This window comes from Curtobacterium sp. NPDC088465, from assembly GCF_044753165.1.
In the GTDB taxonomy this organism is placed as follows: Bacteria; Actinomycetota; Actinomycetes; order Actinomycetales; family Microbacteriaceae; genus Curtobacterium.
In genome coordinates this window covers 65223-88646 of sequence record NZ_JBIVMR010000003.1, presented here as the reverse complement: position 1 = coordinate 88646, position 23424 = coordinate 65223, and the positions used below count along the sequence as shown (strand labels likewise).

Here is a 23424-nt window from a genome sequence, read left to right as displayed (position 1 = left end):
TACGGGGCACGCGCCCAGCCGTGCGCGCTACCGTCGCGGGCGTGACTGCACCACAGACCGGCACCATCCACGTCCCCGCCTCCGCCGGGGTCGCGCCGGTCCGTACCCGCCTGCGGTCCGCGTCCACGGCCCTGCGTGTCGCAGCAGTCCGGACCCCCGAACTCACCGTGGGTGCGCTCGGCGTCGTCACGGGCGCGCTCTTCGCCTGGGTCCCCTCGCTCTGGTACGACGAGGCCGCGACGGTCACCAGCGCCACGCGCAGCTGGCCGCAGCTCTGGGCCGAACTCCACAACGTGGACGCCGTGCACGGCCTGTACTACGCACTCATCCACGCCTGGTTCTGGCTCGTGGGGTACACGCCGTTCACCCTCCGCTTCCCGAGCGCACTCGCCATCGGCGTCACCGCCGGGCTCGTCGTCGCACTCGGACGCCGCCTGGGTGGTCGTCGGCTCGGCATCGTCGCCGGTCTCGTGTTCCTCGCGATCCCCCGCGTGCAGTGGGCCGGGTCCGAGGGCCGCCCCTACGCGACCGTCACGACCCTGGCCGTCGCACTGACGCTCGTCGGCATCACGGCCGTTCGACGCACCCGGTCCGGGGCGACGCGGGCGTCGAGCATCCGCTGGTGGGTCGCCTACGGGCTGCTCGCGCTCCTGGCCGTCTGCTTCAACGTGTACCTCGCGCTCGCCGTGGTCGCACACGCGGCGGCCCTGGCCTGGACGTGGCTGGCCGAGCGCCGGTCGCGCACGTGGACCCGGCGGTCGGACGCCGGTGACCCCTTCGTGGGCCGTGTCGTCCTCGTCCGCTGGGTCGTCGCCGCCGCAGCTGCCGCGCTCCTCGCGTCGCCGCTCGTGCTCGAGGTCACGGAGCAGTCCAAGCAGGTCGCGTGGATCTCGGGCATCACGCAGCGCACCCCGCGCCAGGTGTTCGCCACCTCGTGGTTCGGCGGGATCGACTCGTACGCCGCGGTCGCGTGGACGCTCCTCGTCATCGGTGTCGTCGTGTCCCTGGTCGCCGCACACCGCCGCGTCCCCACCGTCCGCGCGCTCCTCCGGGCACAGGCGGTCCGGATCGCCCTGCCGCTGGCACTGCTGCCGACCGGGGCACTGCTCGCCGCGACGGCACTCGGCAAGCACCTCTACTCCCCCAAGTACGCATCGCTGAGCATGCCGTTCGTCGCGCTCCTCATCGCGCTCGCGATCACCGCCCTGCGGCGGAAGGCCCTGATCGCCGCGCTGCTCGCGGTCTTCCTCGTCATCAGCGTCCCGAGCGCGATCGACGTCAAGACGCCCCGGTCGAAGCAGGAGTCGACCTGGGCGAACGCCGCGTCGATCATCGCCGCCGAGCGTGGGGCGAACACCGGTGCCAACGAGGGCGTGGTCTTCGGCAGCGTCTACGGGCACCCGACGTCCACCGCGGAGATCATCCGCGTCTCGTACCCCTGGGCGTTCACCGGGATGACCGACCTGGGCATCCGGAAGAACGGCGCCGAGACGGGCGTGCTCTGGAACGAGAACGGCGACCTGGCGTCGACGATCCCGGCACGCCTCGGTGACATCGACACCGTGTGGTTCGTCGGCGGCACCCCGAAGGCCCGCAACATCCAGCCGGAGACGACCGAGGTGCTCGCCGAGCACGGCTTCCACGTCGAGCAGAAGTGGCGGACCGGTCGGGTCGTCATCACGGAGTTCGTCCGCGACTGAGCCCCGACGGCACCGTAGGTCCGGTGGTCAGTCGGCACCGCGGGTCCGGTGGTCAGTGCACGACGCGGGCACCGTGCACCGGGCCGGTCGCCCGGAGCGCGACGAGCCCGGAGGCGCTGAGCTCGACCTGCACCTCGAGCGCAGCATCGCGGTCGGCGACCAGGAACGCGACCGTCGGGCCGCTCCCCGAGACGATGCCCGCGAGCGCGCCGGCCTTCTCCCCCACCTCGATCGTCGCCGCGAGCCCCGGCTGCAGCCGCATCGCGGGTGCCTGCAGGTCGTTGTGCAGGCAGTCCGCGAGCAGGTCCGCGTCGCCGGCACGGAGCGCCTGGAGCACGTTCGCCTCGACGACGGGGGTCGTGGGAGCCGGGCGGATGTCGGCCCGGTAGCGCTCCCGGTGCTCGTCGAGCGCCCGGTAGACAGCAGGGGTGGAGAGACCGTCCTCGCTGAGCGCGAGGACCCAGTGGAACTCCCCCTTGGCGAGCGCCGGGCTCAGCTCGTCACCGCGACCCGTCCCCACGGCGGTGCCGCCGGCGAAGGCGAACGGGACGTCCGCGCCGAGTCGGGCCGCGAGCCGCAGCAGCTCGTCCCGCCCGAGGGCGGTGCCCCAGAGGGTGTCGCACGCGAGCAGGGTCGCCGCGGCGTCGGCCGATCCCCCGCCCATCCCGCCGGCGACGGGGACCTGCTTGTCGATGGTGAGCCGGACGCCGCCCCGGTGCCCGGCGGCCTCGGCCACGAGACGCGCGGCGCGGATCGCCAGGTTCGAGTCGTCGGTCGGGACCGCACTGGTGTCGATCGGTCCCGTGAAGCGCACGGAGAAGTCGTCGGCCGCTTCCGCGGTGACGTCCTCGTACAGCGACACCGCCTGGTACGCGGTCGCCACGTCGTGGTAGCCGTCGTCCTGCAGCGCGCCGACGGACAGGAACACGTTGATCTTGCCGGGAGCGCGCACCCGCACGCGGGTCGGTGCGGCCAGCGAGGTCATGCGTCCAACCTATCCTCCCCGCGCCGGGCCGCGGACTACGCCGAGGTCCCCGCCGCCGCGAACCCGCGAGCCAGGTCGGCCAGGATGTCGTCCACGTGCTCCAGACCGATCGACAGGCGGATCATGCCCTCCCCGACGCCGGCGGCCGCGCGTTGCTGCGGGGTCATCTGCACGTGGGTCGTCGACGCGGGGTGCACGACGAGCGACCGGACGTCGCCCAGGTTCGACACGTGGTCGAAGAGCTCGAGCGCGGCGACGAACCGGCGACCGGCAGCGACCCCACCGGCGAGGTCGAACGCCAGCACGGCCGACGGCCCCTTCGGCACGTAGCGCTGCTGCAGGTGGTGCCACGGCGACGAGGGCAGCCCGGCGTAGTGCACGTGCTCGACCTGCGCGTGTCCGTCCAACCACGAGGCGACCGCGGCCGCGTTCGCCACGTGCCGGTCCATGCGCAGCGACAGCGTCTGGATGCCCTGCAGGACGAGGAAGGCGTTGAACGGGGCGATCGCGGGGCCGAGGTCGGCGGACAGCTTCGACCGGGTGCGCTGGATGAACGCGCGGCGGCCGAACTTCTCGGCGAAGGCCGTCCCGGCGAACCCGGACTGCTCGACCGTCGTGAGCTGCGGGTACTTCTCCGCCTGCGCCGCCCAGTCGAAGTTCCCGCCGTCGACGATGATCCCGGCGACGGCGCTGCCGTGGCCGGCGAGGTACTTCGTCGCCGAGTGCACGACGATGTCCGCGCCGTGCTCGATCGGTCGCACGAGGTACGGCGTCGCGATGGTGTTGTCGACGATGAGCGGCACCCCCGCGTCGTGCGCGACACCGGCGACCCCCGCGAAGTCGAGCACGTCGCCGCGCGGGTTCGGGATGCTCTCGCCGAAGAACGCCCGCGTCTCCGGACGGACCGCGGCGCGCCACTCGTCGAGGTCCGTCGGGTCCTGCACGAAGGTGAACGAGATGCCGAGGTCGCTCAGCGTCGAGTGGAAGAGCGTGTAGGTCGCACCGTAGAGCGACGCCGACGAGACGACGTGGGCGCCCGCCCGCGCGACGCCGAGCACCGCCAGCGAGGTCGCCGCCTGACCGGACGCCAGCGCCAGTGCTCCGACCCCGCCCTCGAGGTCCGCGACGCGTCGCTCCAGGGCCGCCGCAGACGGGTTGTTGACGCGGGTGTAGGTGTGTCCAGGTGCGTCGAGCATGAAGCGCGCCGCCGCGTCCTCGCCCGAGGGGTACACGAAGGCCGCGCTCTGCGCGATCGGGGGCACGTTCGCCCCGAAGCCCGGGTCGGCCGTGAAGCCGGCCCGGATCTGCCGCGTCTCGAACGCCCAGTCGTCCTCGGCCGCCATCAGGCGACCGGCTCGGCGGGGACGGCGGCGCGGACGAGCGGGATGACCTGCTCGCCGAAGCGCTCCATCTCCTCGGCCTGCGGCGAGAACTGCAGCAGGAGCGTGTCGACCCCGGCGTCCTCGAACTCGCGGATCCGGTCGGCGACCTGCTGCGGCGTACCGACGAACCCGGGGCGCAGACCGCGGTTCGACACCGAGTAGTCCTCGAGCGACGGGACGTGCTCGAGCTGCGACTTCGAGATGAAGTCCTGGTACGACTCGTACGCCTTCCCGTGGCGGACGTCGGTGATGCGGGCCAGCTCGGCCTGCGCCTCCTCCTCGGTCTCGCGGACGATCACGTACGCGGCCATGCCGAACGCCTCGAACGGCGCGGCGCCGGCGTCCTCGCGGCGACGCTTCATCTCGTCGATCTTCGTGCGGAGCTCGTCGACGGTGCCGCCGTGCGTCAGGTACGCGTCGGCGAAGCGGGTGATCGAGCTCTTGCCCGCCTCGCTCTCGCCGCCGGCGTAGATGCGCGGGGTGACCCGCGGCTTCGGCTCGAGGTGCGTGTTCTGCACCTCGTAGTACTCGCCCGTGAACGAGAACGGCGTCTCGGCCCAGAGGCCCTTGAGGATCGCGACGAACTCCTCGGTCCGCGCGTACCGGTCGTCGTGCTCGGAGAAGATGCCACCGTACTGGCGGGCTTCCTCCGCCCACCAGGCGCTCACGACGTTGAACGTGAAGCGACCACAGGAGATCTCGTCGATGGTCGCGGCCTGCTTCGCCGTCACCGCCGGCAGGTGGTAGCCCGGACGCATCGCGGCCATGATCTCGAGCCGCTCGGTCGTCGCGGCCAGCGCGGCCGCGAGCGCCCACGCCTCGAGGCTCGGCGCGGCCGTCCCCTTGATGTCATTCAGGTTGAGCTCCGGCACGAGCGTCAGGTCGAAGCCGATCCGCTCGGCACGCTGCGCCAGCCGCTTCACGTAGTCGAAGGTGACGGGCATGTCCTCGTCCTCGACGTTGCGCAGCCAGCCGCCGAAGAGCGGGGTCCAGTATCCGAATCGCACGAGTGGTTCCTCAGGTGTGTCGTGACGGCCGGGAGGCGCGGGGCGGGCCCGCCACGAGCCTCCAGGCCGGTGGGTGGTGTCGTCTCAGGCCGTGGTCGCCGACGCGGCGTACGCCTGCTCGAGGAGCGCGCCGGTGAAGCGCGCGATCGCGCGCGGACCGGAGACCGGCGCGACCGCCTCGACGGCGGGGTTGTAGTTCGTGTTCGTGTTTACGTCGTAGACGACCGTCCGGCCGTCCGTGGTCTCCATGAACTCGACACCCGCGACCTGGATGCGCTGGTCGGCGAGGAACGTCCGGAGCTGCTGCACGAGCGGGTGGTGGGCCGTGACCTCGTCACGGATGCTGAAGGCGGCCGGTGCGCCCGGTGCCCCTGTGCCGGTCGTCTCGGCGCCGGGCACGTCGCAGACGGCGCCGGCGATGGCCTGGGGCACCTCGCACGCGTCGGCCGGGCAGAGCTCGAAGCTGCCGGCGCTCGTGTCGACACCGACCGCGTAGACGAACTCGCCGCCGACGAACTCGGCTCGGGTGATGAACGGCTCGCGGGCGGTCAGGAGCTCCTGGAGCAGCGTGATGCCGTCGACGGGGGCCTCGAACTCGGGGCTGTCGACGTACGCGTCGAACTCGGCGAGGGTGTCGAAACGGCGGACGCCGAGGCCCTTGCCGCCCTGGTTGTGCTTCGTGATGAACGGGACGTCCTGCCCGTCCGTGAAGGTCCGCGCGGCGTCCTTGAGGGCGGCCGACCCGAAGACCGCGGTCGTGCGGGGCACGTCGAAGCCGGCGTCCCGGAGGAGCCCGTGCTGGGCGACCTTCGACACCTCGAGCTCGAGCACGTGGCTGCCGTTCACGACCGTCGCACCGGAGCGCTCGAGCCAGCCGAGCAGCGCGCGGGCGTACTCCTTGCTGTGCTCGTTGCCGCGGGTGTGGCTCGACGCGGACATCCGCGACCAGTAGACGCCCGGAGCCGGCTCGGCGGTCAGGTCGATGCTGCCCAGGGCACCGCCGTCGGTGAGCAGGAGTTCCTCGACCGGCACCCCTTCTGCCGCGAAGGCAGCGGCGAACGGCGGGAACCACTCGGGGTTCTCGTGGATGACGTACACGCGCGGAGTTGTCACCGGGCCACCCTAGGCACGCTCCCCCTGGGGGTGCCAGGTGTGTGACGCGCCGTTGCGAACGCGGGACGAGCATGTGGAACATCAGTACGGTGCCCCGGTGCGACTCATCTTCATCGACGAATCCGCGAGGGACGACGCCTTCTACTTCTTCGGAGGTCTCGTCGCTGACGCCAGCGCCGTGCAGTCGATCGAGCAAGGGTTCGACGGGATCGGCCGCCTGCTCGCTGCGAACGTGGCCGGCTTCGACGCGGCCACCGAGTTCCACGCGGTCGAGATGTTCCACGGTCGAGGGCGGTGGAAACGGGTACCCCTCGGGTGGAGGGTCAAGGCGTGCACACTCGCGGCCAAGGTCCTGTCTCGATCCACGGCATCCTTCGTCTTCCGGGGTGTCGACCTGTACGCTCACCGACGCCGGTACGGCTCGCGCGCGTTCCCCGCGCATCTCCTCACGCTCGCTCATCTACTCGAGTGTGTGCACGAACGGCTCGGATGGTTGGACCGGAACGATCAGCTCGGTCTCGTGCTGGCCGACGAACACCACTCTGCTGCAGGCGCGCGTCGGAGTCTCCGCAGCTTCAAGGTCGAGAGCGTTCCCGGGTACACGCGGAAACCGCTCACCCGGATAGCGGACACGATCTACTTCGGCCCCTCCCACGAGAGCAGGATGCTGCAGGCCGCTGATCTCGCCACCTTCTTCTTGAACCGGTCCCGCACGATCGAGGAGAAGGACCCACGCGCCGCCGATGCCGTTGCGAAGATCGTTGCTCTGGTGAAGGAGATCACCATCGTCGAGTACGTCTGGTCCCCCTGAGCGCGACGGCGCCGTCAGGGCGGGACAAGACACAACGCCCCGCGTCAGCGGGGCGTTGGCTGGGTGCGGGAGGCCGAAGCGTCCTGCCTGACCGAGGGTACCAGCGGCGAGTAGGGACCACAACGTTCCGGACCGCCGACGCGCCTGACGCCGGTGGAGGGAACCGACCGGAGGAGGATCGTCCCGTACGGCTGACACCGAGCAGTTCGAGCTCCTGCGCGGGGTCACCTCGTGCCGGAGCGCCGGGTGTGCGAGGGTGGAACGCATGTCCTACCCCGCGTACGAGGAGACCGTCCGTCCCGGCCGTGTGATGACCGTCGTGGGATGGGCCGTGATCGCGACCGCCGTCGGGATCGCGACGCTCGTGCTCGCGGTGCCGGCGGGGTGGCAGGACCAGCCGCCGACGGCGTCGGACGTCGGCGTGCTGGTGGTCACCCTCGCCGTCACGGTGGCGCTCGGCATCGGGATGATGACCATGCGGATGACGGTGCGGGTCGACGAGGTGCTCGAGGTCCGTGTCCGCCCCTGGTGGTACCGGCGGCGCGTCGCCCCCGAGCAGATCACGTCAGCCGAGGTCGTGCACATGACGGGCGGCAACTCCGGCGGGCTCGGCATCCGGCTCGTCCCCGGCGGCACGGCGGTGCTGCTCGACGGCGGACCCGGCGTGCAGGTCGCGATCCTCGGGGCGCGGTCGCTGCGGTTCCGGTGCAACGACCCCGAAGCCGTCGTCGAGGCCCTGCGGGCACGGGGTGCGTCGGCGGACTGAGGATCAGCGCGCGACGCGGTCGGCGCCGAACTGCTGCGTGCCGACGACCCCGAGGAGCTCGAGCTTCTGCGCGTCCTCGCTCCCCGCAGGCGCGGTGAACAACAGGAGCGCCTGCGCCTGGTCGTCGGTGTGGAGCACCTGGCAGTCGACGGTGATCCGGCCGAGCTCGGGCTGCACGATGGTCTTGTCGTCCGACCAGCGGGTCGCGACCTCGTGGCGTTCCCAGAGCTCCCGGAACTGCGGGCTGCGGCGCTGCAGTTCGGCGACGAGCTCCGTCGCCCGACGGTCGCTCGGCCCCGCGAGCCCGACGGCCGCGCGGAGCGACGCGACCACCACCCGACCGAGTCGTTCGTGCTGTTCGGGCGCGTACTTCGCCTGCTCCGTCCCCGAGACGAACCAGCGCCACGCCTGGTAGCGCTCGTTGCCGGGCAGGTCGACGGATCCGCCGAGCAGTGCCCGAGCGAGCCGGTTCTCGACGAGCGTCTCGCCGAGGTGGCTCACGACGATCGCCGGGGTGTCCTCGAGCCGGTCGAGCACGCGCAGGATCGCGGGGTCCACGTGGTCCGCGCGGTGCATCCGGACCGGCGCCGTGTGCCCGGCGAGGTGGAACAGGTGGTCGCGTTCGTCGAGGCTGCACCGGAGGGCCCGGGCGATCGCCGCGACCATCTGCTCCGACGGCTGCGGGCCCCGCTGCTGCTCGAGCCGCGTGTAGTAGTCGACGCTCATCCCGGCGAGTGCGGCGACCTCCTCGCGACGGAGTCCGGGGGTCCGCCGACGGGGACCGCTGCCGAGGCCGACGTCCTCGGGGCGCAGCAGCTCGCGGCGGCGGCGCAGGAAGTCGGCGAGCGCGGGGCGGTCCATGCCCCCCATCGTGCCGTCTCGGCCGGAGCGGAGCCAGGGACCGCCGGTCCCCCGATGCCCGCGCCCTGGAGGAGCCCCGCGCGCAGGAGCATCGTGGTCGGCATGGACACCACGAACAGCACCGTCTTCATCTCCGGCGCGACCTCGGGCCTCGGGCTCGCCCTCGCGCAGCGCCTGCAGGCCGCCGGCAGCACCGTCGTCATCGGCGGCCGCCGCCAGGAGCGCCTGGACGCCCTCGCCGCCGAGCACGGCTTCGGTACCGTCGCGATCGACGTCGCCGACGCGGACTCCATCGCGAGCGCGGCAGCGGACGTGACGACCCGCTGGCCGGAGCTCGACACCGTCGTCACGATGTCGGGCATCATGCGCAACGAGGACCTGCGCGACCCCGGACACATCGACGACGCACTCGCGACCGTCCAGACCAACCTGGTCGGGACGATCCGGCTCATCGACGCCTTCCTGCCGCACCTGCTCTCCCGGCCGGCGGCGACGCTGATCACGGTGTCGTCCGGTCTGGCCTTCGTCCCGCTGACCGCGACCCCGACCTACAGCGCCACGAAGGCCGCGGTGCACTCGTACACGCAGGCGCTCCGGCAGCAGCTCGTCGGCAGCTCGGTGGCGGTGCTGGAGCTCGCCCCGCCGGCCGTGCAGACGGACCTGATGGGTGGCGCCGACTTCGGCGGGATGCCCCTCGACGCCTTCACGGACGAGGTGATGGGTCTGCTCGACTCCGGTGCCGCGCCGGAGATCCTCGTGCAGGACGTCCAGCCGCTGCGCTGGGCCGAGCGCGACGGGACGCACCAGCAGATCCTCGAGGCGATGGCCGGCCGCGGTCACTGAGCCACGCACCACGGGCGGATCAGCCCCGGGCGAGGAGGCGTGTGCACGTCGACCGTCAGGCCGGGGTCGGGGCCGGGGCGGGCACCGGTGCCGGCGCCGGCCGGAGCACGCTGCTCCGTCAGTCGACCTCGCCGGCGGCGCGCCGACGCCGGATCCGCGCGTCGAGACCCCGGTTCAACGCCCAGAGCCCCAGCACGATGGCGGTGACGAGGAGCGACTCGGCCAGCGTCCTGTCCAGCGGCCCACGGAGCACCCAGAAGGCACCCCCGGCCAGGACGGCGACCATCGCCAGGGTGCCGATGGAGCTCCTCGCAGCCCGCGGCTCGGCCCCGGTGGACGCCCCGTCCTCGTCCTCGTCCGCGAGCTGGTTGAACCAGAGTCCCCACGCCGCCAGGCCTGCTCCGAACAGGGCGGCTGCCCAGGCAGCATCGTCGCCGGCGTCACGGACGAGGGCGACGACGGCGACGACCACGACGAGTGCACCGCCCGCGAGGAAGAAGAGCGTGATCGCCAGGGCGAGACGGGAGGTCGGAGCGTGCACGCGGTCAGCCTAGGGCTCCGTCGCCGACACGACGACCACCGGGCCGGAGCAGTGACACGACCGCCTGCCGTCAGGCGGCGGCGAGGACCGTCCGTCCGAGGCGCACGAAGTCGTCCGGCGACAGCGCCTCACCCCGAGCGGTCGGGTCGAGACCGGCCGCGGTCAGCAGCTCCGACGCACGGGCGCTGGAACCCAGGACCCCGGACAGGCTCTGCCGGAGCATCTTCCGGCGCTGCTGGAACGCCCCGTCGACGAGCTCGAAGACCTGCGCCCGCAGCGTCTCGTCCCCCGGGCGCTCACGACGGTCGAAGCCGACGAGCACGCTGTCGACGTTCGGCACCGGCCAGAAGACCTGGCGGCTGATCTGCCCGGCGGTCGACCACGACCCGTACCAGGCGGCCTTGACGCTCGGCGCCCCGTAGACCTTGCTGCCCGGCCCGGCGGCGATGCGGTGGCCGACCTCGGCCTGCACCATGACGAGCACCCGCTCGATGGTCGGGAAGGTCGCGAGCAGGTGCAGCAGCACGGGGACGGAGACGTTGTACGGCAGGTTCGCCACGACGTGCGTCGGGGCCTCGGGCAGTTCGTCCGCGGTCACCGCGAGCGCGTCCTGGTGCACGACCCGCAGGCGCGCGTCCGGCTGCATCGCCGCAACGGTCGCGGGCAGCTGGGCTGCGAGCCGACCGTCGATCTCCACCGCGGTGACGGACGCGCCGGTCTCGGTCAGCCCGAGGGTCAGGGAGCCCAGCCCCGGTCCGATCTCGAGCACGCGGGAGTCCGGCGTGACCCGGCCGGCCGAGACGATGCGGCGCACGGTGTTGGCGTCGTGCACGAAGTTCTGGCCGAGCTTCTTCGTCGGGGTGACGTCGAGCTTGGCGGCGAGGTCCCGGATCTCCGCCGGGCCGAGCAGTGCGCCCACGACTACTGGTCCACCGTGACGGGCTCGGCGTCCCACGCACCGTAGACGAGCTCGGTCGTCGAGGCGATCTGCGCCGCGAGCATCGACGGGTCGGTACCGAGGGTCTCGGCCATCGACCGGAGCGTGAGCGGGATCAGGTACGGCGCGTTCGGCCGGCCGCGGTACGGCGTCGGCGTGAGGAACGGGGCGTCCGTCTCGATCATGACCAGGTGCCGCGGCGCGACCTGCAGGGCGTCTCGGAGCGACTGGGCGTTCTTGAACGTGACGGTGCCGGCGAAGGACATGTACCAGCCGCGCTCGGCGCAGAGCCGGGCGAGGTCGGGACCACCGGAGAAGCAGTGGAAGACGGTCTTCTCGGGAGCGCCGACGCGGTCGAGCACCTCGACCACGGCCTCGTGCGCGTCACGGTCGTGGATCGTCAGCGCGAGGTCGTGCTCCTTCGCGATGCGGATGTGCTCCTCGAACGAGCGGACCTGTGCCGCGCGGCCGTCCTCGCCGGTGCGGAAGAAGTCGAGACCGGTCTCGCCGATCGCCCGGACGCGGGGCAGCGCCGCGAGCCGCTCGATGCCGGCGAGGTGCTCGTCGAGCAGCCCCTGCTCGTCGAGCACGGGCGCCTCGTTCGGGTGCAGCGCGACGGCGGCGAGCACGCGGGGCTCCCGCGCGGCGATCTGCGCCGACCACTCCGACGTCGCCAGGTCGGTGCCGACCTGCACGACGCCGCGGACCCCGACGCTCGACGCACGGTCGAGGTGCTCGCGGTAGTCGAGCGGACCGTCGCCGCCCTCGCCGACGCCGTCGGCGATCTCCATGTGCGTGTGGTTGTCGTACACCGGCACCACGAGCGCCTGCGGCAGCGGTGGGTAGCTCAGGTCGCGCTTCGAGCCGCCGGACGCCCCCTCGCCACGCGCCCGGACGTGCGAGCCGTCCGCCGCGTCGGTCACGCTGCGCCCTGCTCGGGCTGCTGCTCGATGCGCGGGAACAGGCCGGACCCGAGCGGCACGACGGTTGCGGCGCCCTGCCACTCGTACGCGCGGTCGACACGCTGCTCGGTCACCGATCCGCCGACACCGATCGACGCCCAGAGCTTCTCCGTCGCCTTCGGCATCACCGGGGACACGAGGACGTTCACGGTGCCGAGGCCGCGGAGGGCCGTCGCCAGGACGGTGCCGAGACGCTCGCGCGCCGACTCGTCCTTCGCCAGCGCCCAGGGCTCCTGCTCGGTGATGTACCCGTTCAGCGCGTCGACGAGCTCCCACACGGCGGCGATCGCCTCGTGCGGCGCGAAGGCCTCGACCGCGGCGTCGGCACGCTCGGTGACGGACACCGCGAGCGCGTCGATCGCCTCGTCCGACGGGGTCAGCTCGCCGCGCGACGGCACGGCGCCGTCGAAGTACTTCTGCAGCATCGCGACGAGACGCGAGGCCAGGTTGCCGAAGCCGTTCGCGAGGTCGGCCGAGTACCGGGCGGAGATGTCCTCCCAGCTGAAGTTGCCGTCCTGCCCGAAGGTGATGGCGCGGAGGAAGTAGTAGCGGAAGGCATCCGAGCCGAAGGTGTCGGTGATCTCCGACGGCGCGATGCCGGTGAGCTTCGACTTCGACATCTTCTCGCCGCCGACGAGCAGCCAGCCGTGACCGAACACGCGCTCCGGCACGGGAAGGCCCGCCGCCATGAGCATGGCGGGCCAGATCACCGCGTGGAAGCGGGCGATGTCCTTGCCCACGACGTGCACGCTCGGCCAGAGGCGCTGGAACGCCTCGTCGTCGTCCGACCCGTAGCCGAGGGCGGTGACGTAGTTGAGCAGGGCGTCGAACCACACGTAGAGCACGTGGTCGTGGTCCCAGGGGATCTGGATGCCCCAGTCGAAGCTCGAGCGCGAGATCGACAGGTCGCGCAGGCCCTGCTTCACGAAGGAGACGATCTCGTTGCGGACGCTCTCGGGCTGGATGAACCGCGGGTTCGACTCGTACAGGTCGAGCAGGCGCTGCTCGAAGTCGCTCATCCGGAAGAAGTAGTTGCGCTCGGCGAGGACCTCGACGGGGATCGAGTGGATCGCGCAGACCTGCTGGCCCTCGTACGGACCGGTGCCGGGCACGAGGTCGCTCGGCTGCTTGTACTCCTCGCACCCGACGCAGTAGAAGCCCTCGAACTCGCCGGCGTAGATGTAGCCGTCGTCGTACAGCTTCTGCAGGAACGCGGTCACGCCGCGCTCGTGCCGTTCGTCGGTCGTGCGGATGAAGTCGTCGTTCGCCACGTCGACCGTGTCGAGCAGCGGCTTCCACGCGTCGGTGACGAGCCGGTCGGCCCACTCCTTCGGGGACACGTCGTTCGCGCTGGCGGTCCGGAGGATCTTCTGGCCGTGCTCGTCGGTCCCCGTGAGCAGCCAGGCGTCGTCGCCCCGCTGCCGGTGCCACCGTGCCATGAAGTCCGCGGCGACCTCGGTGTAGGCGTGACCGATGTGGGGCACGTCGTTCACGTAGAAGATCGGCGTGGTGATGCTGAACGAGGACCCGTCGGACATGCGGACCATCCTACGGGCGGGCCGGAGCCGCGTGACGCGCCCCGCGCGCCGCCTGTGGAGAACCGGACGGGAGGCGCGTGGCGGGCACGCCCCGCGCCTCCAGACCGACGATGGTCGGCCCTACCGCGCGGCCAGCGCCCCCTCGTACAGGTCGCGCTTCGACAGGCCGGTCGCGTCCGCGACCGCCGCGGCGGCCTCCTTCATGCGCGACCCGGCAGCGACCCGCTCGAGCACGAGCCGCACACCGTCCTCGATGCTCGTCACGTCGAGCGCGCCGGTCGAGCCCTCGACGACCACGCAGATCTCGCCGCGCACCCCGTCGGCGGCCCAGGCGGCGAGCGCGGTGAGCGAGTCGCGGCGGACCTCCTCGTGCAGCTTCGTGAGCTCGCGGCACACGACCGCGCGGCGGTCGTCCCCGAAGCCCGCGGCCATGTCGGCGAGCGTGTCGGCGAGCCGGTGCGGTGACTCGAAGAACACCATCGTCCGCTGCTCACCGGCCAGGGACGCGAAGAGACGACGACGCTCCCCCGCCCTGCGGGTCGGGAAGCCCTCGAAGCTGAAGCGGTCGGTCGGCAGGCCCGACACGGCGAGCGCCATGAGCACCGCGGACGGGCCGGGCAGGGCGGTGACGGTCACCCCGGCGGCCGCCGCGGCCTCCACGAGGGGGAAGCCGGGGTCGCTGATCGCGGGCATGCCCGCGTCGGTGAGGACCACCACGTCCTCGTCGCGGGCGAGCTCGACCACCTCGGCGGCCTTCGCGCGCTCGTTGTGCTCGTGGAGGGCGATCAGGCGCGGGCGGTTCTCGATGCCGAGCGCACGCATCAGGTGGATCGCGGTCCGGGTGTCCTCGGCGGCCACCACGCTCGCGTTCGAGAGGGTCTCGACGAGACGACGAGACGCGTCGCCGAGGTTGCCGATGGGCGTTGCTGCGAGGACGATCACCTCCCCATTCTGGTGCCAGGTCCGCCGTGGCGGCGATCCGTAGGATGCAGGCGATGACCAGCGAGCTGACCGACGACCGCACCGCCCTCGTCGACGGACCGGCCGGCTCCCGCCTCGACGACTGGTGGGGTCGGGTCCTCTCGACGTCGCGGCGGGTCGCCGTGTGGCGCTGGACGGGTCCGATCGCGGTGACGCTGCTGGCGGCCGTGCTCCGTCTGGTGGGACTCGGACACCCGCACTCGCTCGTGTTCGACGAGACGTACTACGTCAAGGACGGCTGGTCGATCGTGCACCTCGGCTACGAGGGCACCTGGCCGGCGAACTCCTCCGACGACGGCGCCCCGACGACCGACCAGCGCTTCGCGGACGGCGAGACCGACCTGTACTCGAGGGCGGCGGAGTTCATCGCGCACCCGCCGCTCGGGAAGTACCTGATCGGCCTCGGGATGCTGCTGTTCGGCGCCGACAGCTCGTTCGGGTGGCGGTTCACGGTCGCCGTGCTCGGCACCGCCACCGTGTTCCTGACCGCGGTCATCGCCCGCTCGCTGTTCCGCTCGACCGCGATCGGGACGCTCGCCGGCTTCCTGCTCGCGATCGACGGCCAGGCGATCGTGCTGTCGCGCGTGACGCTGCTCGACGGCATCCTGACCTTCTTCGTCGTGCTCGGCGCGGGTGCGCTGCTGCTCGACCGGCGGTGGACGCAGCGGCGGCTCGACGACTGGGTCCGACGCCGGGCGGACGGCGGCGGCGACACGCTCTGGGGGCCGGTGCTGGTCTGGCGGCCGTGGCTCGTCGCGATGGGCGTCGCCCTCGGTCTGGCGTCCGCGACGAAGTGGTCCGGCCTGTACTTCCTGGCGTTCTTCGCCCTGTACTCCGTGCTGAGCGACATGGTGATGCGCCGCCGAGCGGGCGTGACGTTCTGGTCCTCGAGCGCCTTCCTGCAGCAGGCGCCGGTGACGTTCCTGCTCACCGTGCCGGTCGCTGCCGTGACCTACCTGGCGTCGTGGACGGGGTGGTTCCGGACCTCCGGTGGGTGGGACCGGAACTGGATCGCCTCCGGCGGCGAGCGGTGGACGGGACTGCTCGCGTGGGTGCCGGACCCGTTCCAGAACTGGTGGCACTACCAGTCGGAGATCTACGGCTTCAACATCGGCCTGCACACCCCGCACTCGTACCAGGCGAACCCGCTGCTGTGGCTCGTCATGCAGCGCCCCACGTCGATGTACTACGTCGGGACGAACCGCGGCCAGGACGGCTGCTGGGCGGACCGCTGCGGCGAGGCGATCACCGGCATCGCGAACCCGTTCGTCTGGTACGCCTCGGTGATCGCGGCGGTCGCGCTGCTCGTGCTCCTCGTGCTGCGGCGCCGGTGGGAGTACGGCTTCGTGCTCATCGGTGTCGCGGGCGGGTACCTGCCCTGGCTGCTGTACACCGACCGCACGGTGTTCCAGTTCTACACGGTGGCGTTCGAGCCGTTCCTCGTCATCGCCCTGGCTGCGGCGATCGGACTCGTCGCCGGCTCTCGGACCGACCCGCGGCCGCGGCGGACCCGGGCGTTGGTCTGGGTCGGCGTGTACCTCGGTGTCGTCGTGCTCGCGTCGGCGTACTGGTACCCGATGTGGACCGGCTTGCAGATGCCGTGGGACTTCGTCCGGTCGCACTACTGGTTGCCGAGCTGGCTGTAGCGGTGCTGCCGAGCTGGCTGGAGCGGTGCTGCCGAGCTGGCTGGAGCGGTCCGGCCCTGGGGACGCGACCGCGCGGGACGCCGGTGGCGGCCGACCCGCTGTCGGCACGGAGGCGCGGTGCCCGACGGCCACGAGCCTCCCGCCCGGCGCATACCGCGTCAGGCGACCGTCAGGGCTGGCCGTGCAGGGCGCGCTCGATGGCAGCGCGGTCGAGCGGGGCACCGACCATGGGGTCGGTGGTGCCGCCGGGCAGCACGCCCTCGAGCACGACCTCGGCGTAGCGGCGCCAGGCGTCGGGGTCGTGGGCGCGTGTGGCGTCCGCGACGGCGCCGACCATCGTCGTGAGCATCGGCAGGTCGGCGTAGCTGAACCCGGCCCGCACCACCCCGGACGCCGCCGCTCGCTCGATGATGGTCGCGACCTGGCGCTCGAGCCGGTCCCGCTCGTGCACGATCGACGGCCGCGCCTTCCCCGCGCGGACGATGGCGTCCGCCAGGGCACGGTCGCGCGCGCGGAACTCGAACACGCCCGTCAGGTAGACGCGGAGGGCCTCGCGCGGATCGGTCTCCTGCGCGGCTCGGGCGGCGGCGGCGTTCATCGCCTCGAACTTGGTGGCGAGCAACGCCTCGATCAGGGCGTCCTTGTCGGCGAACCGGCGGTAGACGGTGCCGACGCCGACCCCGGCCTCGTGCGCGATGTCGTTCAACGTGACCGACAGGCCCCGCTCGGCGAAGCACCGGCGCGCGGTCTGCAGGATCAGCTCGCGGTTGCGCGCGGCGTCGGCGCGCAGGGGGCGCTCGAGGTCGTGCGCGGTGTCGGTGGTGCTCACGACGTCGACGGTAGTTGACGATTCTGGGAACAAACGGATGCGGTGGCTCCGTTTCGGTCTACACTCGACACAAGCGGATGCACCACATCCGGTTCCACCTCCTCGCGAAGCGCTCGACGGCGCGTGCTCCGCCACCTCCACCCTTCTCCGAAGGAGGCTGCCGTGACGGCAGAACAGACCGTGCCGACCCCGACCGGGTCGGCACCGACGACGACCGGCCGTGCTGCCGGCACCACGACCGGCTCCGACTCCGGCTCCGACAGGCCGAACCACCGCTGGATCGCACTGGCGGTCATCGCCCTCGCCCAGCTCATGGTCGTGCTCGACGCGACCATCGTGAACATCGCCCTCCCCTCGGCGCAGGCCGATCTCGGCTTCGGCACCGACCAGCGGCAGTGGATCGTCACCGCGTACTCGCTCGCGTTCGGCTCCCTGCTCCTGCTCGGCGGTCGCCTCGGTGACCTGTTCGGCCGGAAGACCACCTTCATCGTCGGCCTGGTCGGGTTCGCCCTGGCCTCGGTGCTCGGTGGTCTCGCCGACTCGTTCGGCCTGCTCGTCGCCGCCCGCGCAATGCAGGGCGTCTTCGGTGCCCTGCTCGCCCCCTCGGCGCTCGGCATGCTCACCACGACCTTCCGCGATCCGAAGGAACGCGGCCGGGCGTTCGGCATCTTCGGGTCCATCGCCGGCTCGGGTGCGGCGATCGGCCTGCTGCTCGGCGGCGTGCTCACCGAGTACGCGTCCTGGCGCTGGTGCCTCTACGTGAACGTCGTGTTCGCGGTCCTCGGGGTCATCGGTGCGCTCGTGTTCATGGCGAAGCCGCCGAAGGTCGAGCGTCCGCGCATCGACGTGGCCGGTGTGCTGACGATCACCGCGGGCCTGGTCGGCATCGTCTACGGCTTCTCGAACGCCGAGTCGAACGGTTGGGACGCCCCGCTCACCATCGTCATGCTCGCCGCGGGCGTCCTGCTCGTCGCCGCGTTCGTGGTCATCGAGACCCGCGTCGCGCACCCGCTCCTGCCGCTGCGCGTCGTCCTCGACCGCGACCGCGGCGGTGCCTTCATCGCGATCGGCCTCGTGGCGATCGGCATGTTCGGCATCTTCCTGTTCCTGACGTACTACCTCGAGCAGACCCTCGGCTTCAGTTCGCTGCAGACCGGTCTGGCGTTCCTGCCGATGCCGCTGTCGATCATGGTGTCGGCGACGCAGATCGGCGGGCGGCTGCTCCCCCGCGTCGGCCCGAAGGTCCTGATCTTCGCGGGCGGACTCGTCGCGGCGACCGGGCTCCTGCTGCTGCTCCGCACCGACGTCGACAGCACCTACGCGGGCACCGTCCTGCCGGCGCTGATCGTCATCGGTCTCGGCATGGGCACGATCTTCTCGTCCGCGATGAACACCGCGACGACCGGTGTCGCACGGGCGGACGCCGGCGTGGCCTCGGCGACGGTCAACACGATGCAGCAGATCGGCGGCTCGATCGGCACCGCCCTGCTCTCGACGATCTTCGCCGACGTCGTGAAGGACAGCCTGTCGGGCCTCTCGGCAGCACCGACGAAGCTGCAGCAGGCCCAGGCGGTGATCGACGGGTACCACGTCGCCTTCGGCATCTCGGCCGGGGTGCTCGTGCTCGTCGCCCTCGCCGGCGGCCTGCTCATCAACCGGCAGTCGGTGCGACTCGCGAAGCTCGAGCGCGCGGCGTCCGCGACCACGGGCAGCATCCCGGCAGCGGCGCACTAGCCGCCCCGCTCCCGCGACCCGAGCCGCTCCGCGCCCGGTCCGCCCCCGGTCCGCCCTGCCCTGCTCTGCCCCCGCTCTGCGACATCCCACGCGTCGATCGACGCGTGGGATGTCGCGTCCTCGGGGCTGGCCGAAGGAACGACCGACCCCGGCCGTTCCGGTGCGCACGGATTCGGCACACCCCGTGGTCGGGACGGCGGCGTTGCGCACTGTGTCGGTCCTCCTGCGGCACATCAGTGGCCCCGGTTACCCTGAGCGCCATGGCCCCCGTCCTGACCTCGCCGCTCGTGTCGACGCAGTGGCTCGCCGACCACATCGGTGCCGACGATCTCGTCGTCCTCGATGCCTCGGTGCACGCCACCGGGGTCGGCACGGCGATGCACTGGCAGGCCGCCCGCGACGCGTACGAGCAGCACGGGCACGTACCGGGCGCCCGGTACGCCGACCTGGTCGACGACTTCTCGACGCCCGACGCGGACGTGCCCTTCACCCGCCCGACGGCGGAGCGTTTCGAGTCCGCCGCGAGTGGACTGGGCGTGACCAACGGCTCGACCGTGGTGGTCTACGACGACAGCGTCGGTGAGTGGGCGGCACGGCTCTGGTGGATCTTCCGCGCGTTCGGCTTCGACGACGTCGCGGTGCTCGACGGTGGGTTCACCAAGTGGCGGGACGAGGGACGGCCCGTCCGCGTCGGACCGCTCCGTGGCAGCACCCGGTCGCCGTCCGCCGAGCCGTTCCTGGCCGGCGAGGAACGCCCCGTGTGGGCCGACCACGACCGTGTCCTGCGCGCCGTCCGCGGCGAGGAGCCCGCGGCGGTCGTCCTGGCGGCTCCCCCGTCGGCGCTGGGATCCGACCACCCCGGCGTGGTCCCCGGCAGCACGGCGATCACCACGGACGACGTGGTCGACCCCGACACCAACACCCTCCGCCGCGGCCCGGCACTCGCCGAGGTGTTCGCGCCGGTGCTCGACGCCGACGAGATCGTGACGTACTGCGGCGTCGGCAGCGCGGCCTGCGTCGACGCGCTCGCCCTGACGGTGCTCGGGCACGACCAGGTGAAGGTCTACGACGGCTCGCTCGCCGAGTGGTGGCGCCTCGAGCCGGAGCTGCTCGCGTCCTGACGCCACAACGTCGGCCACGCCGACCGCGCTGGCCGGGCCGACCGGGCTGGCCGGGCGTCCGGGCCGTCCCCGCGGCACTAGCGTTGGCGCATGAGCACCAGACGCGCGGTCGTCCTCGGCGGTACCGGCGGGATCGGGTCGGCGGTGGTCCGAGACCTCCTCGACGTCTCCGGCCGCGGTGGCGACGACTGGCAGATCGACGTCGTGGCACGACACGGCGGTCCCGCAGCCGATGCGCTGACGGCGGCCGGCGCCTCCTTCGTGGCCGGTGACCGCCGCGACACGAGCGTGCTCCGCGAACTCCTGCGTCCCGGCGCCGACCTGCTCGTCGACACCGTGGGCGCGACCCGCGACGACGCCCTGCAGCTGCGACCGTTCCTCGACGACGTCGGCTCGACGGTGTTCGTGTCCTCGAAGGCGGTCTACGTCGACGACCGAGGGCGGCACGCGAACTCGGTCGGACGGCCGGTGTTCGGCGGCGCGGTCACGGAGCTCCAGCCGACCGTCGTCGCGGGCGACGGCGACCCGACCTCGCGCGAGGGCTACGGCGCCGCGAAGGTCGCCGCCGAACAGGTCCTGCTCGACCACGGCGCTCCCGTCACCGTGCTGCGCCCCTCGAAGGTGTACGGCGTCGGGATCGGCCGCCCCCGGGAGTGGTTCGTGGTGCGTCGCGCGCTCGACGGCCGGGAGCGGATCCTGCTCGCGGACCACGGACGGGGCGTCGACCACACGACGGCGGCGAGTGGGATCGCGTCACTCGTGCGCCTCGTCGCCGACGCTCCGGACCGCCGGATCCTCAACGTGGCCGACGAGACCGCGCCCGACGTGCTGGAGATCGTGCGGACCGTGGCCGGACTCGTCGACCACCGCTTCGACGAGGTCCTGCTCGACGAGGACGCCCCCGCCTTCGTCGGGACGACCCCGTGGAGCTCGCCGTCGCCGTTCGTCCTCGACACGACGGCGGCACGGGCGCTCGGCTGGCAGCCCCCGCGGTACGCCGAGGCGGTGCGGCCCGAGGTGGACTGGCTGCTCGAGACCGCGCACGCCGTGCCGGCCGGCGGCGACGTCCCCTGGGCGGAGGACCCGTTCTGGGAGCGGATGTTCGACTACGGCCCGGAGGACGCCGCCCTCGTGCTGCTCTCGCTCGGCAGGGGCTGAGCCGGTGCCCCGCTCGGAGGTCCTGTTCGTCGGCGGGCGTTCGGGCGTCGGCAAGTCGACGGCGGCCGAGGCGCTCCACGACCTGCTGGTGGCTGCCGACGTCCCGCACGCGGTCATCGAGGGCGACCTCCTGGACCTCGCGCACCCGGCTCCGCACGTGGCGCACCCCGCCGTCCGGCTCGCCGAGCGGAACCTGCGCGCGATGTGGGCGGCGTACCGCGAGCTCGGGCACCACCGGCTCGTCTTCACGAACACCGTGTCCGTGCTCGAGCACGAGCGGCTCGCCGCCGCGATGGGCGACGACCCGCTCGTCACCGCGGTCCTGCTCCGCGCCTCCGACGCCACCACCGCCGGTCGTCTGGCCCGGCGGGCGGGCGGCACGGTCCCGCATGCGCAGCTCGCCCACAGCACGGCGACTGCCGGGAGGCTCGACTCGGCCGTCGCGGACACGGTCGCCCGGGTGGACACCGACGACAGGTCCCCGCTCGAGATCGCGCGACGGCTCGCGTCGCTCACGGGCTGGCTGCCCGGCTGACCGCCGGCCCGGGCATGGTGTCCCGGACTCCACGGCCTGCGCCTGTGGACGAGCACGACCTGTCCACCGGTCACCGGATCGTCAGCACCGTCCAGCGCCCGCGGGGCAGGCTGGACGCATGAACGACAACCGGCTCGGGACCGCCGTCAGCCCGTACCTCCGTCTGCACGCCGACAACCCGGTGGACTGGCGCGAGTGGGGACCCGACGCGTTCGCCGAGGCACGGGAGCGCGACGTCCCGGTGCTCGTCTCGGTCGGGTACGCCACGTGCCACTGGTGTCACGTGATGGCGCGCGAGAGCTTCTCCGACCCCGAGATCGGCGAGCTGCTCCGTCGCGACTTCGTCGCCGTCAAGGTCGACCGAGAAGAGCGGCCCGACGTGGACGCCAGCCTCATGGCTTCCGCGAGCGCCTTCACGCAGCAGCTCGGGTGGCCACTGACCGCGTTCGCGACGCCCGAGGGGCGGGTGTTCTTCGCGGGGACCTACTACCCGCCGACCCCGGTCGGCCAGGTCGGGTCGTTCCGCCAGGTCCTCACGGCGGTGCTCGATGCATGGACCCAGCGGCGGCACGAGGTGGACGCGAACGCGAGCGCGATCGCCGCGGCGATCGCGCAGGGGGCGCAGGCCGACGCCACCGCCCGGGGTGGCGAGCGGTCCGACGCAGACACGCCGCGCCTCCCGTCCGTCGACGCGATCCGCTCCGTGACCGCGCAGCTCGTCTCGGCGGAGGACACCACGTACGGCGGCTTCGGCGGTGCGCCGAAGTTCCCGAGCGCGCCGCTCCTCGAGTTCCTCTCCGACGTCGCGGCCGACGGTGACGCCGCCGCACGCGGGTTGCTCGAGCGGAGCCTCCGGGCGATCCGGACGACCGAGCTGACGGACGCCGACGGCGGCGTGTTCCGGTACGCGACCAAGCGCGACTGGAGCGTGCCGCACTACGAACGGATGCTCTACGACAACGCGGGGCTGCTCGCGATCGCCGGGGCGGAGCAGGCACGGGGCATCGCCGACTTCCTGCGCGACACGCTGCGACGGCCCGACGGCGCCTTCGTCGCGGCGCAGGACAGCGAGTCGACCATCGACGGGCGACGCGTCGAGGGCGACTGGTACCGGCTGCCACTCGACGAGCGCGGGCGGTTCGACGCACCGCCCCTCGACGACCAGGTGCTGACGGGGTGGAACGGCCTCGCGATCCGCGGGCTCGCGCGTGCTGCGGCCCGGAGCGGTGACGACGAGTGCACCGCCCTCGCGCAGGGTGCCGCCGACGCGGTCCTGGCCGCCCACGTGCGCGACGGACACGTGGTGGTCCGGTCGAGCACCGCCCACGGCACGTCCGCGGCGCCTCCCACGATCGAGGACGTCGGACTGCTCGCCGAGGGGCTGCTCGAACTCGCGCTGCTCAGCGGCGAGGTCCGGTACGCCGAGACGGCACGCGCGCTCGTCGACGACGGCCTCGCCGGTCGCTTCGAGGCTGATCCGGTCCTGCGGGCAGCCGGAACGACGATGGGTGAGCAGCCGCAGACGGCACTGCGGTCCGGCACCGTCGCACTGGCGGCGACCGCGGCGACACTGGCCGCACTCACCGGTGACCGGGCACTCCGGGACGCCGCGACGCGGCTCGCCGCCGACCGTGCACGCACCGGTACCGAGCGGCCGCTCGGCCACGCCGACGCCCTCGGGGTCGCGCTCGCCCTGCAGCGTCCCTCGCGTGAGGTCGTCGTCGTGTCCGGCCGCGACGACCCGATGCGGTGGACCGGCCTCGCCGCCCGCCGGCCGGGCACCGTGGTCGCGACCGTGACCCCGGACCAGGCACGGGCGTGGGCCGCCGCCGGGTTCTCGCTGTTCGCCGGGCGGGACAGCGCAGCACCAGCCGCCTACGTCTGCCACGACCACGTCTGTGCGTTGCCGGCCCGGAGCGACGCCGCGCTCGCCGAGCAGCTCCGCTGACGACAGCCGCCGCACGGACCGCTATC

Annotated in this window: 21 protein-coding genes; 10 read left to right on the top strand and 11 right to left on the bottom strand. The window is 72.5% G+C overall.

Annotated features, from left to right (window positions below; translation table 11 throughout):
* Positions 1-41: 41 nt before the first annotated feature.
* Positions 42-1700 (top strand): hypothetical protein, encoded by a 1659-nt coding sequence (locus ACIP6W_RS12195; RefSeq protein WP_400429818.1) that lies wholly within the window; start codon positions 42-44, stop codon positions 1698-1700.
* Between the two features lie 52 nt (positions 1701-1752).
* On the opposite strand, the gene ACIP6W_RS12190 is transcribed toward ACIP6W_RS12195, so the two are convergent.
* The 4 genes from ACIP6W_RS12190 to ACIP6W_RS12175 all read right to left on the bottom strand — a co-directional run bounded on the left by ACIP6W_RS12190 (position 1753) and on the right by ACIP6W_RS12175 (position 6187).
* Entirely contained in the window at positions 1753-2685 is a 933-nt protein-coding gene (locus ACIP6W_RS12190; protein WP_066655898.1) for a 4-(cytidine 5'-diphospho)-2-C-methyl-D-erythritol kinase, read from the bottom strand.
* Positions 2686-2720: 35 nt separating this feature from the next.
* Entirely contained in the window at positions 2721-4028 is a 1308-nt protein-coding gene (locus ACIP6W_RS12185) for an O-acetylhomoserine aminocarboxypropyltransferase/cysteine synthase family protein (RefSeq protein WP_251154472.1), read from the bottom strand.
* Entirely contained in the window at positions 4028-5074 is a 1047-nt protein-coding gene (locus tag ACIP6W_RS12180; protein WP_066655903.1) for an LLM class flavin-dependent oxidoreductase, read from the bottom strand. Before ACIP6W_RS12180 ends, ACIP6W_RS12185 begins: the two co-directional genes overlap by 1 nt.
* 84 nt (positions 5075-5158) lie before the next feature.
* Positions 5159-6187, bottom strand: coding sequence for a RimK family alpha-L-glutamate ligase (locus ACIP6W_RS12175; protein ID WP_400429815.1), 1029 nt, complete (start codon positions 6185-6187; stop codon positions 5159-5161).
* Positions 6188-6284: 97 nt separating this feature from the next.
* On the opposite strand from ACIP6W_RS12175, the gene ACIP6W_RS12170 reads away from it, so the two are divergent.
* Positions 6285-6998, top strand: a complete 714-nt coding sequence (locus ACIP6W_RS12170) for a DUF3800 domain-containing protein (protein WP_400429812.1) — start codon at positions 6285-6287, stop codon at positions 6996-6998.
* A gap of 265 nt (positions 6999-7263) precedes the next feature.
* Positions 7264-7764: a hypothetical protein gene (locus ACIP6W_RS12165; protein ID WP_400429809.1), complete on the top strand. Its 501-nt coding sequence runs from the start codon at positions 7264-7266 to the stop codon at positions 7762-7764.
* 3 nt (positions 7765-7767) lie between these two features.
* On the opposite strand, the gene ACIP6W_RS12160 is transcribed toward ACIP6W_RS12165, so the two are convergent.
* Positions 7768-8625: a helix-turn-helix transcriptional regulator gene (locus tag ACIP6W_RS12160; RefSeq protein ID WP_209685564.1), complete on the bottom strand. Its 858-nt coding sequence runs from the start codon at positions 8623-8625 to the stop codon at positions 7768-7770.
* Between the two features lie 102 nt (positions 8626-8727).
* Here ACIP6W_RS12160 and ACIP6W_RS12155 point away from each other — a divergent pair, with 102 nt between their 5' ends.
* Positions 8728-9468 (top strand): SDR family oxidoreductase, encoded by a 741-nt coding sequence (locus tag ACIP6W_RS12155; protein ID WP_400429806.1) that lies wholly within the window; start codon positions 8728-8730, stop codon positions 9466-9468.
* 118 nt (positions 9469-9586) lie between these two features.
* Here the strand turns inward: ACIP6W_RS12155 and ACIP6W_RS12150 are convergent, their stop codons facing one another.
* The 5 genes from ACIP6W_RS12150 to rsmI form a co-directional block, all read right to left on the bottom strand.
* Positions 9587-10009: a hypothetical protein gene (locus ACIP6W_RS12150; RefSeq protein ID WP_066655914.1), complete on the bottom strand. Its 423-nt coding sequence runs from the start codon at positions 10007-10009 to the stop codon at positions 9587-9589.
* Positions 10010-10079: 70 nt separating this feature from the next.
* Complete coding sequence (gene rsmA / locus ACIP6W_RS12145) at positions 10080-10928, bottom strand: 16S rRNA (adenine(1518)-N(6)/adenine(1519)-N(6))-dimethyltransferase RsmA (RefSeq protein WP_066655916.1); 849 nt, start codon at positions 10926-10928, stop codon at positions 10080-10082.
* Between the two features lie 2 nt (positions 10929-10930).
* Positions 10931-11869, bottom strand: coding sequence for a TatD family hydrolase (locus ACIP6W_RS12140; RefSeq protein ID WP_066655919.1), 939 nt, complete (start codon positions 11867-11869; stop codon positions 10931-10933).
* Complete coding sequence (gene metG, locus ACIP6W_RS12135) at positions 11866-13446, bottom strand: methionine--tRNA ligase (protein ID WP_400429803.1); 1581 nt, start codon at positions 13444-13446, stop codon at positions 11866-11868. Before metG ends, ACIP6W_RS12140 begins: the two co-directional genes overlap by 4 nt.
* Positions 13447-13566: 120 nt before the next feature.
* Positions 13567-14388, bottom strand: a complete 822-nt coding sequence (rsmI, locus tag ACIP6W_RS12130; protein ID WP_400429800.1) for a 16S rRNA (cytidine(1402)-2'-O)-methyltransferase — start codon at positions 14386-14388, stop codon at positions 13567-13569.
* Positions 14389-14441: 53 nt separating this feature from the next.
* Here rsmI and ACIP6W_RS12125 point away from each other — a divergent pair, with 53 nt between their 5' ends.
* Entirely contained in the window at positions 14442-16073 is a 1632-nt protein-coding gene (locus ACIP6W_RS12125) for a dolichyl-phosphate-mannose--protein mannosyltransferase (RefSeq protein ID WP_400429797.1), read from the top strand.
* 169 nt (positions 16074-16242) lie between these two features.
* On the opposite strand, the gene ACIP6W_RS12120 is transcribed toward ACIP6W_RS12125, so the two are convergent.
* Entirely contained in the window at positions 16243-16902 is a 660-nt protein-coding gene (locus ACIP6W_RS12120; RefSeq protein WP_271826667.1) for a TetR/AcrR family transcriptional regulator, read from the bottom strand.
* 162 nt (positions 16903-17064) lie between these two features.
* On the opposite strand from ACIP6W_RS12120, the gene ACIP6W_RS12115 reads away from it, so the two are divergent.
* The 5 genes from ACIP6W_RS12115 to ACIP6W_RS12095 all read left to right on the top strand — a co-directional run bounded on the left by ACIP6W_RS12115 (position 17065) and on the right by ACIP6W_RS12095 (position 23398).
* Positions 17065-18636 (top strand): MFS transporter, encoded by a 1572-nt coding sequence (locus ACIP6W_RS12115; RefSeq protein WP_400429794.1) that lies wholly within the window; start codon positions 17065-17067, stop codon positions 18634-18636.
* A gap of 260 nt (positions 18637-18896) precedes the next feature.
* The gene (locus tag ACIP6W_RS12110; protein WP_311206536.1) at positions 18897-19757 is read left to right on the top strand and encodes a rhodanese-like domain-containing protein; all 861 of its coding nucleotides are present in this window, start codon (positions 18897-18899) and stop codon (positions 19755-19757) included.
* A gap of 90 nt (positions 19758-19847) precedes the next feature.
* On the top strand, positions 19848-20915 hold the full coding sequence (locus ACIP6W_RS12105) for an NAD(P)-dependent oxidoreductase (RefSeq protein ID WP_066655929.1): 1068 nt from the start codon (positions 19848-19850) through the stop codon (positions 20913-20915).
* A 4-nt stretch (positions 20916-20919) separates the two neighbouring features.
* Positions 20920-21450: an AAA family ATPase gene (locus tag ACIP6W_RS12100; RefSeq protein ID WP_251160403.1), complete on the top strand. Its 531-nt coding sequence runs from the start codon at positions 20920-20922 to the stop codon at positions 21448-21450.
* Positions 21451-21568: 118 nt separating this feature from the next.
* On the top strand, positions 21569-23398 hold the full coding sequence (locus ACIP6W_RS12095; protein WP_400429790.1) for a thioredoxin domain-containing protein: 1830 nt from the start codon (positions 21569-21571) through the stop codon (positions 23396-23398).
* Positions 23399-23424 lie beyond the last annotated feature (26 nt).

Coding starts and splice junctions, on each gene's coding strand:
- ACIP6W_RS12105 (WP_066655929.1), top strand. CDS start 19,848: ATGAGCACCAGACGCGCGGTCGTCCTCGGCGGTACCGGCGGGATCGGG.
- ACIP6W_RS12110 (WP_311206536.1), top strand. CDS start 18,897: ATGGCCCCCGTCCTGACCTCGCCGCTCGTGTCGACGCAGTGGCTCGCC.
- ACIP6W_RS12165 (WP_400429809.1), top strand. CDS start 7,264: ATGTCCTACCCCGCGTACGAGGAGACCGTCCGTCCCGGCCGTGTGATG.
- ACIP6W_RS12190 (WP_066655898.1), bottom strand. CDS start 2,685: ATGACCTCGCTGGCCGCACCGACCCGCGTGCGGGTGCGCGCTCCCGGC.
- ACIP6W_RS12095 (WP_400429790.1), top strand. CDS start 21,569: ATGAACGACAACCGGCTCGGGACCGCCGTCAGCCCGTACCTCCGTCTG.
- ACIP6W_RS12160 (WP_209685564.1), bottom strand. CDS start 8,625: ATGGACCGCCCCGCGCTCGCCGACTTCCTGCGCCGCCGCCGCGAGCTG.
- metG (WP_400429803.1), bottom strand. CDS start 13,446: ATGTCCGACGGGTCCTCGTTCAGCATCACCACGCCGATCTTCTACGTG.
- ACIP6W_RS12125 (WP_400429797.1), top strand. CDS start 14,442: ATGACCAGCGAGCTGACCGACGACCGCACCGCCCTCGTCGACGGACCG.
- ACIP6W_RS12185 (WP_251154472.1), bottom strand. CDS start 4,028: ATGGCGGCCGAGGACGACTGGGCGTTCGAGACGCGGCAGATCCGGGCC.
- ACIP6W_RS12155 (WP_400429806.1), top strand. CDS start 8,728: ATGGACACCACGAACAGCACCGTCTTCATCTCCGGCGCGACCTCGGGC.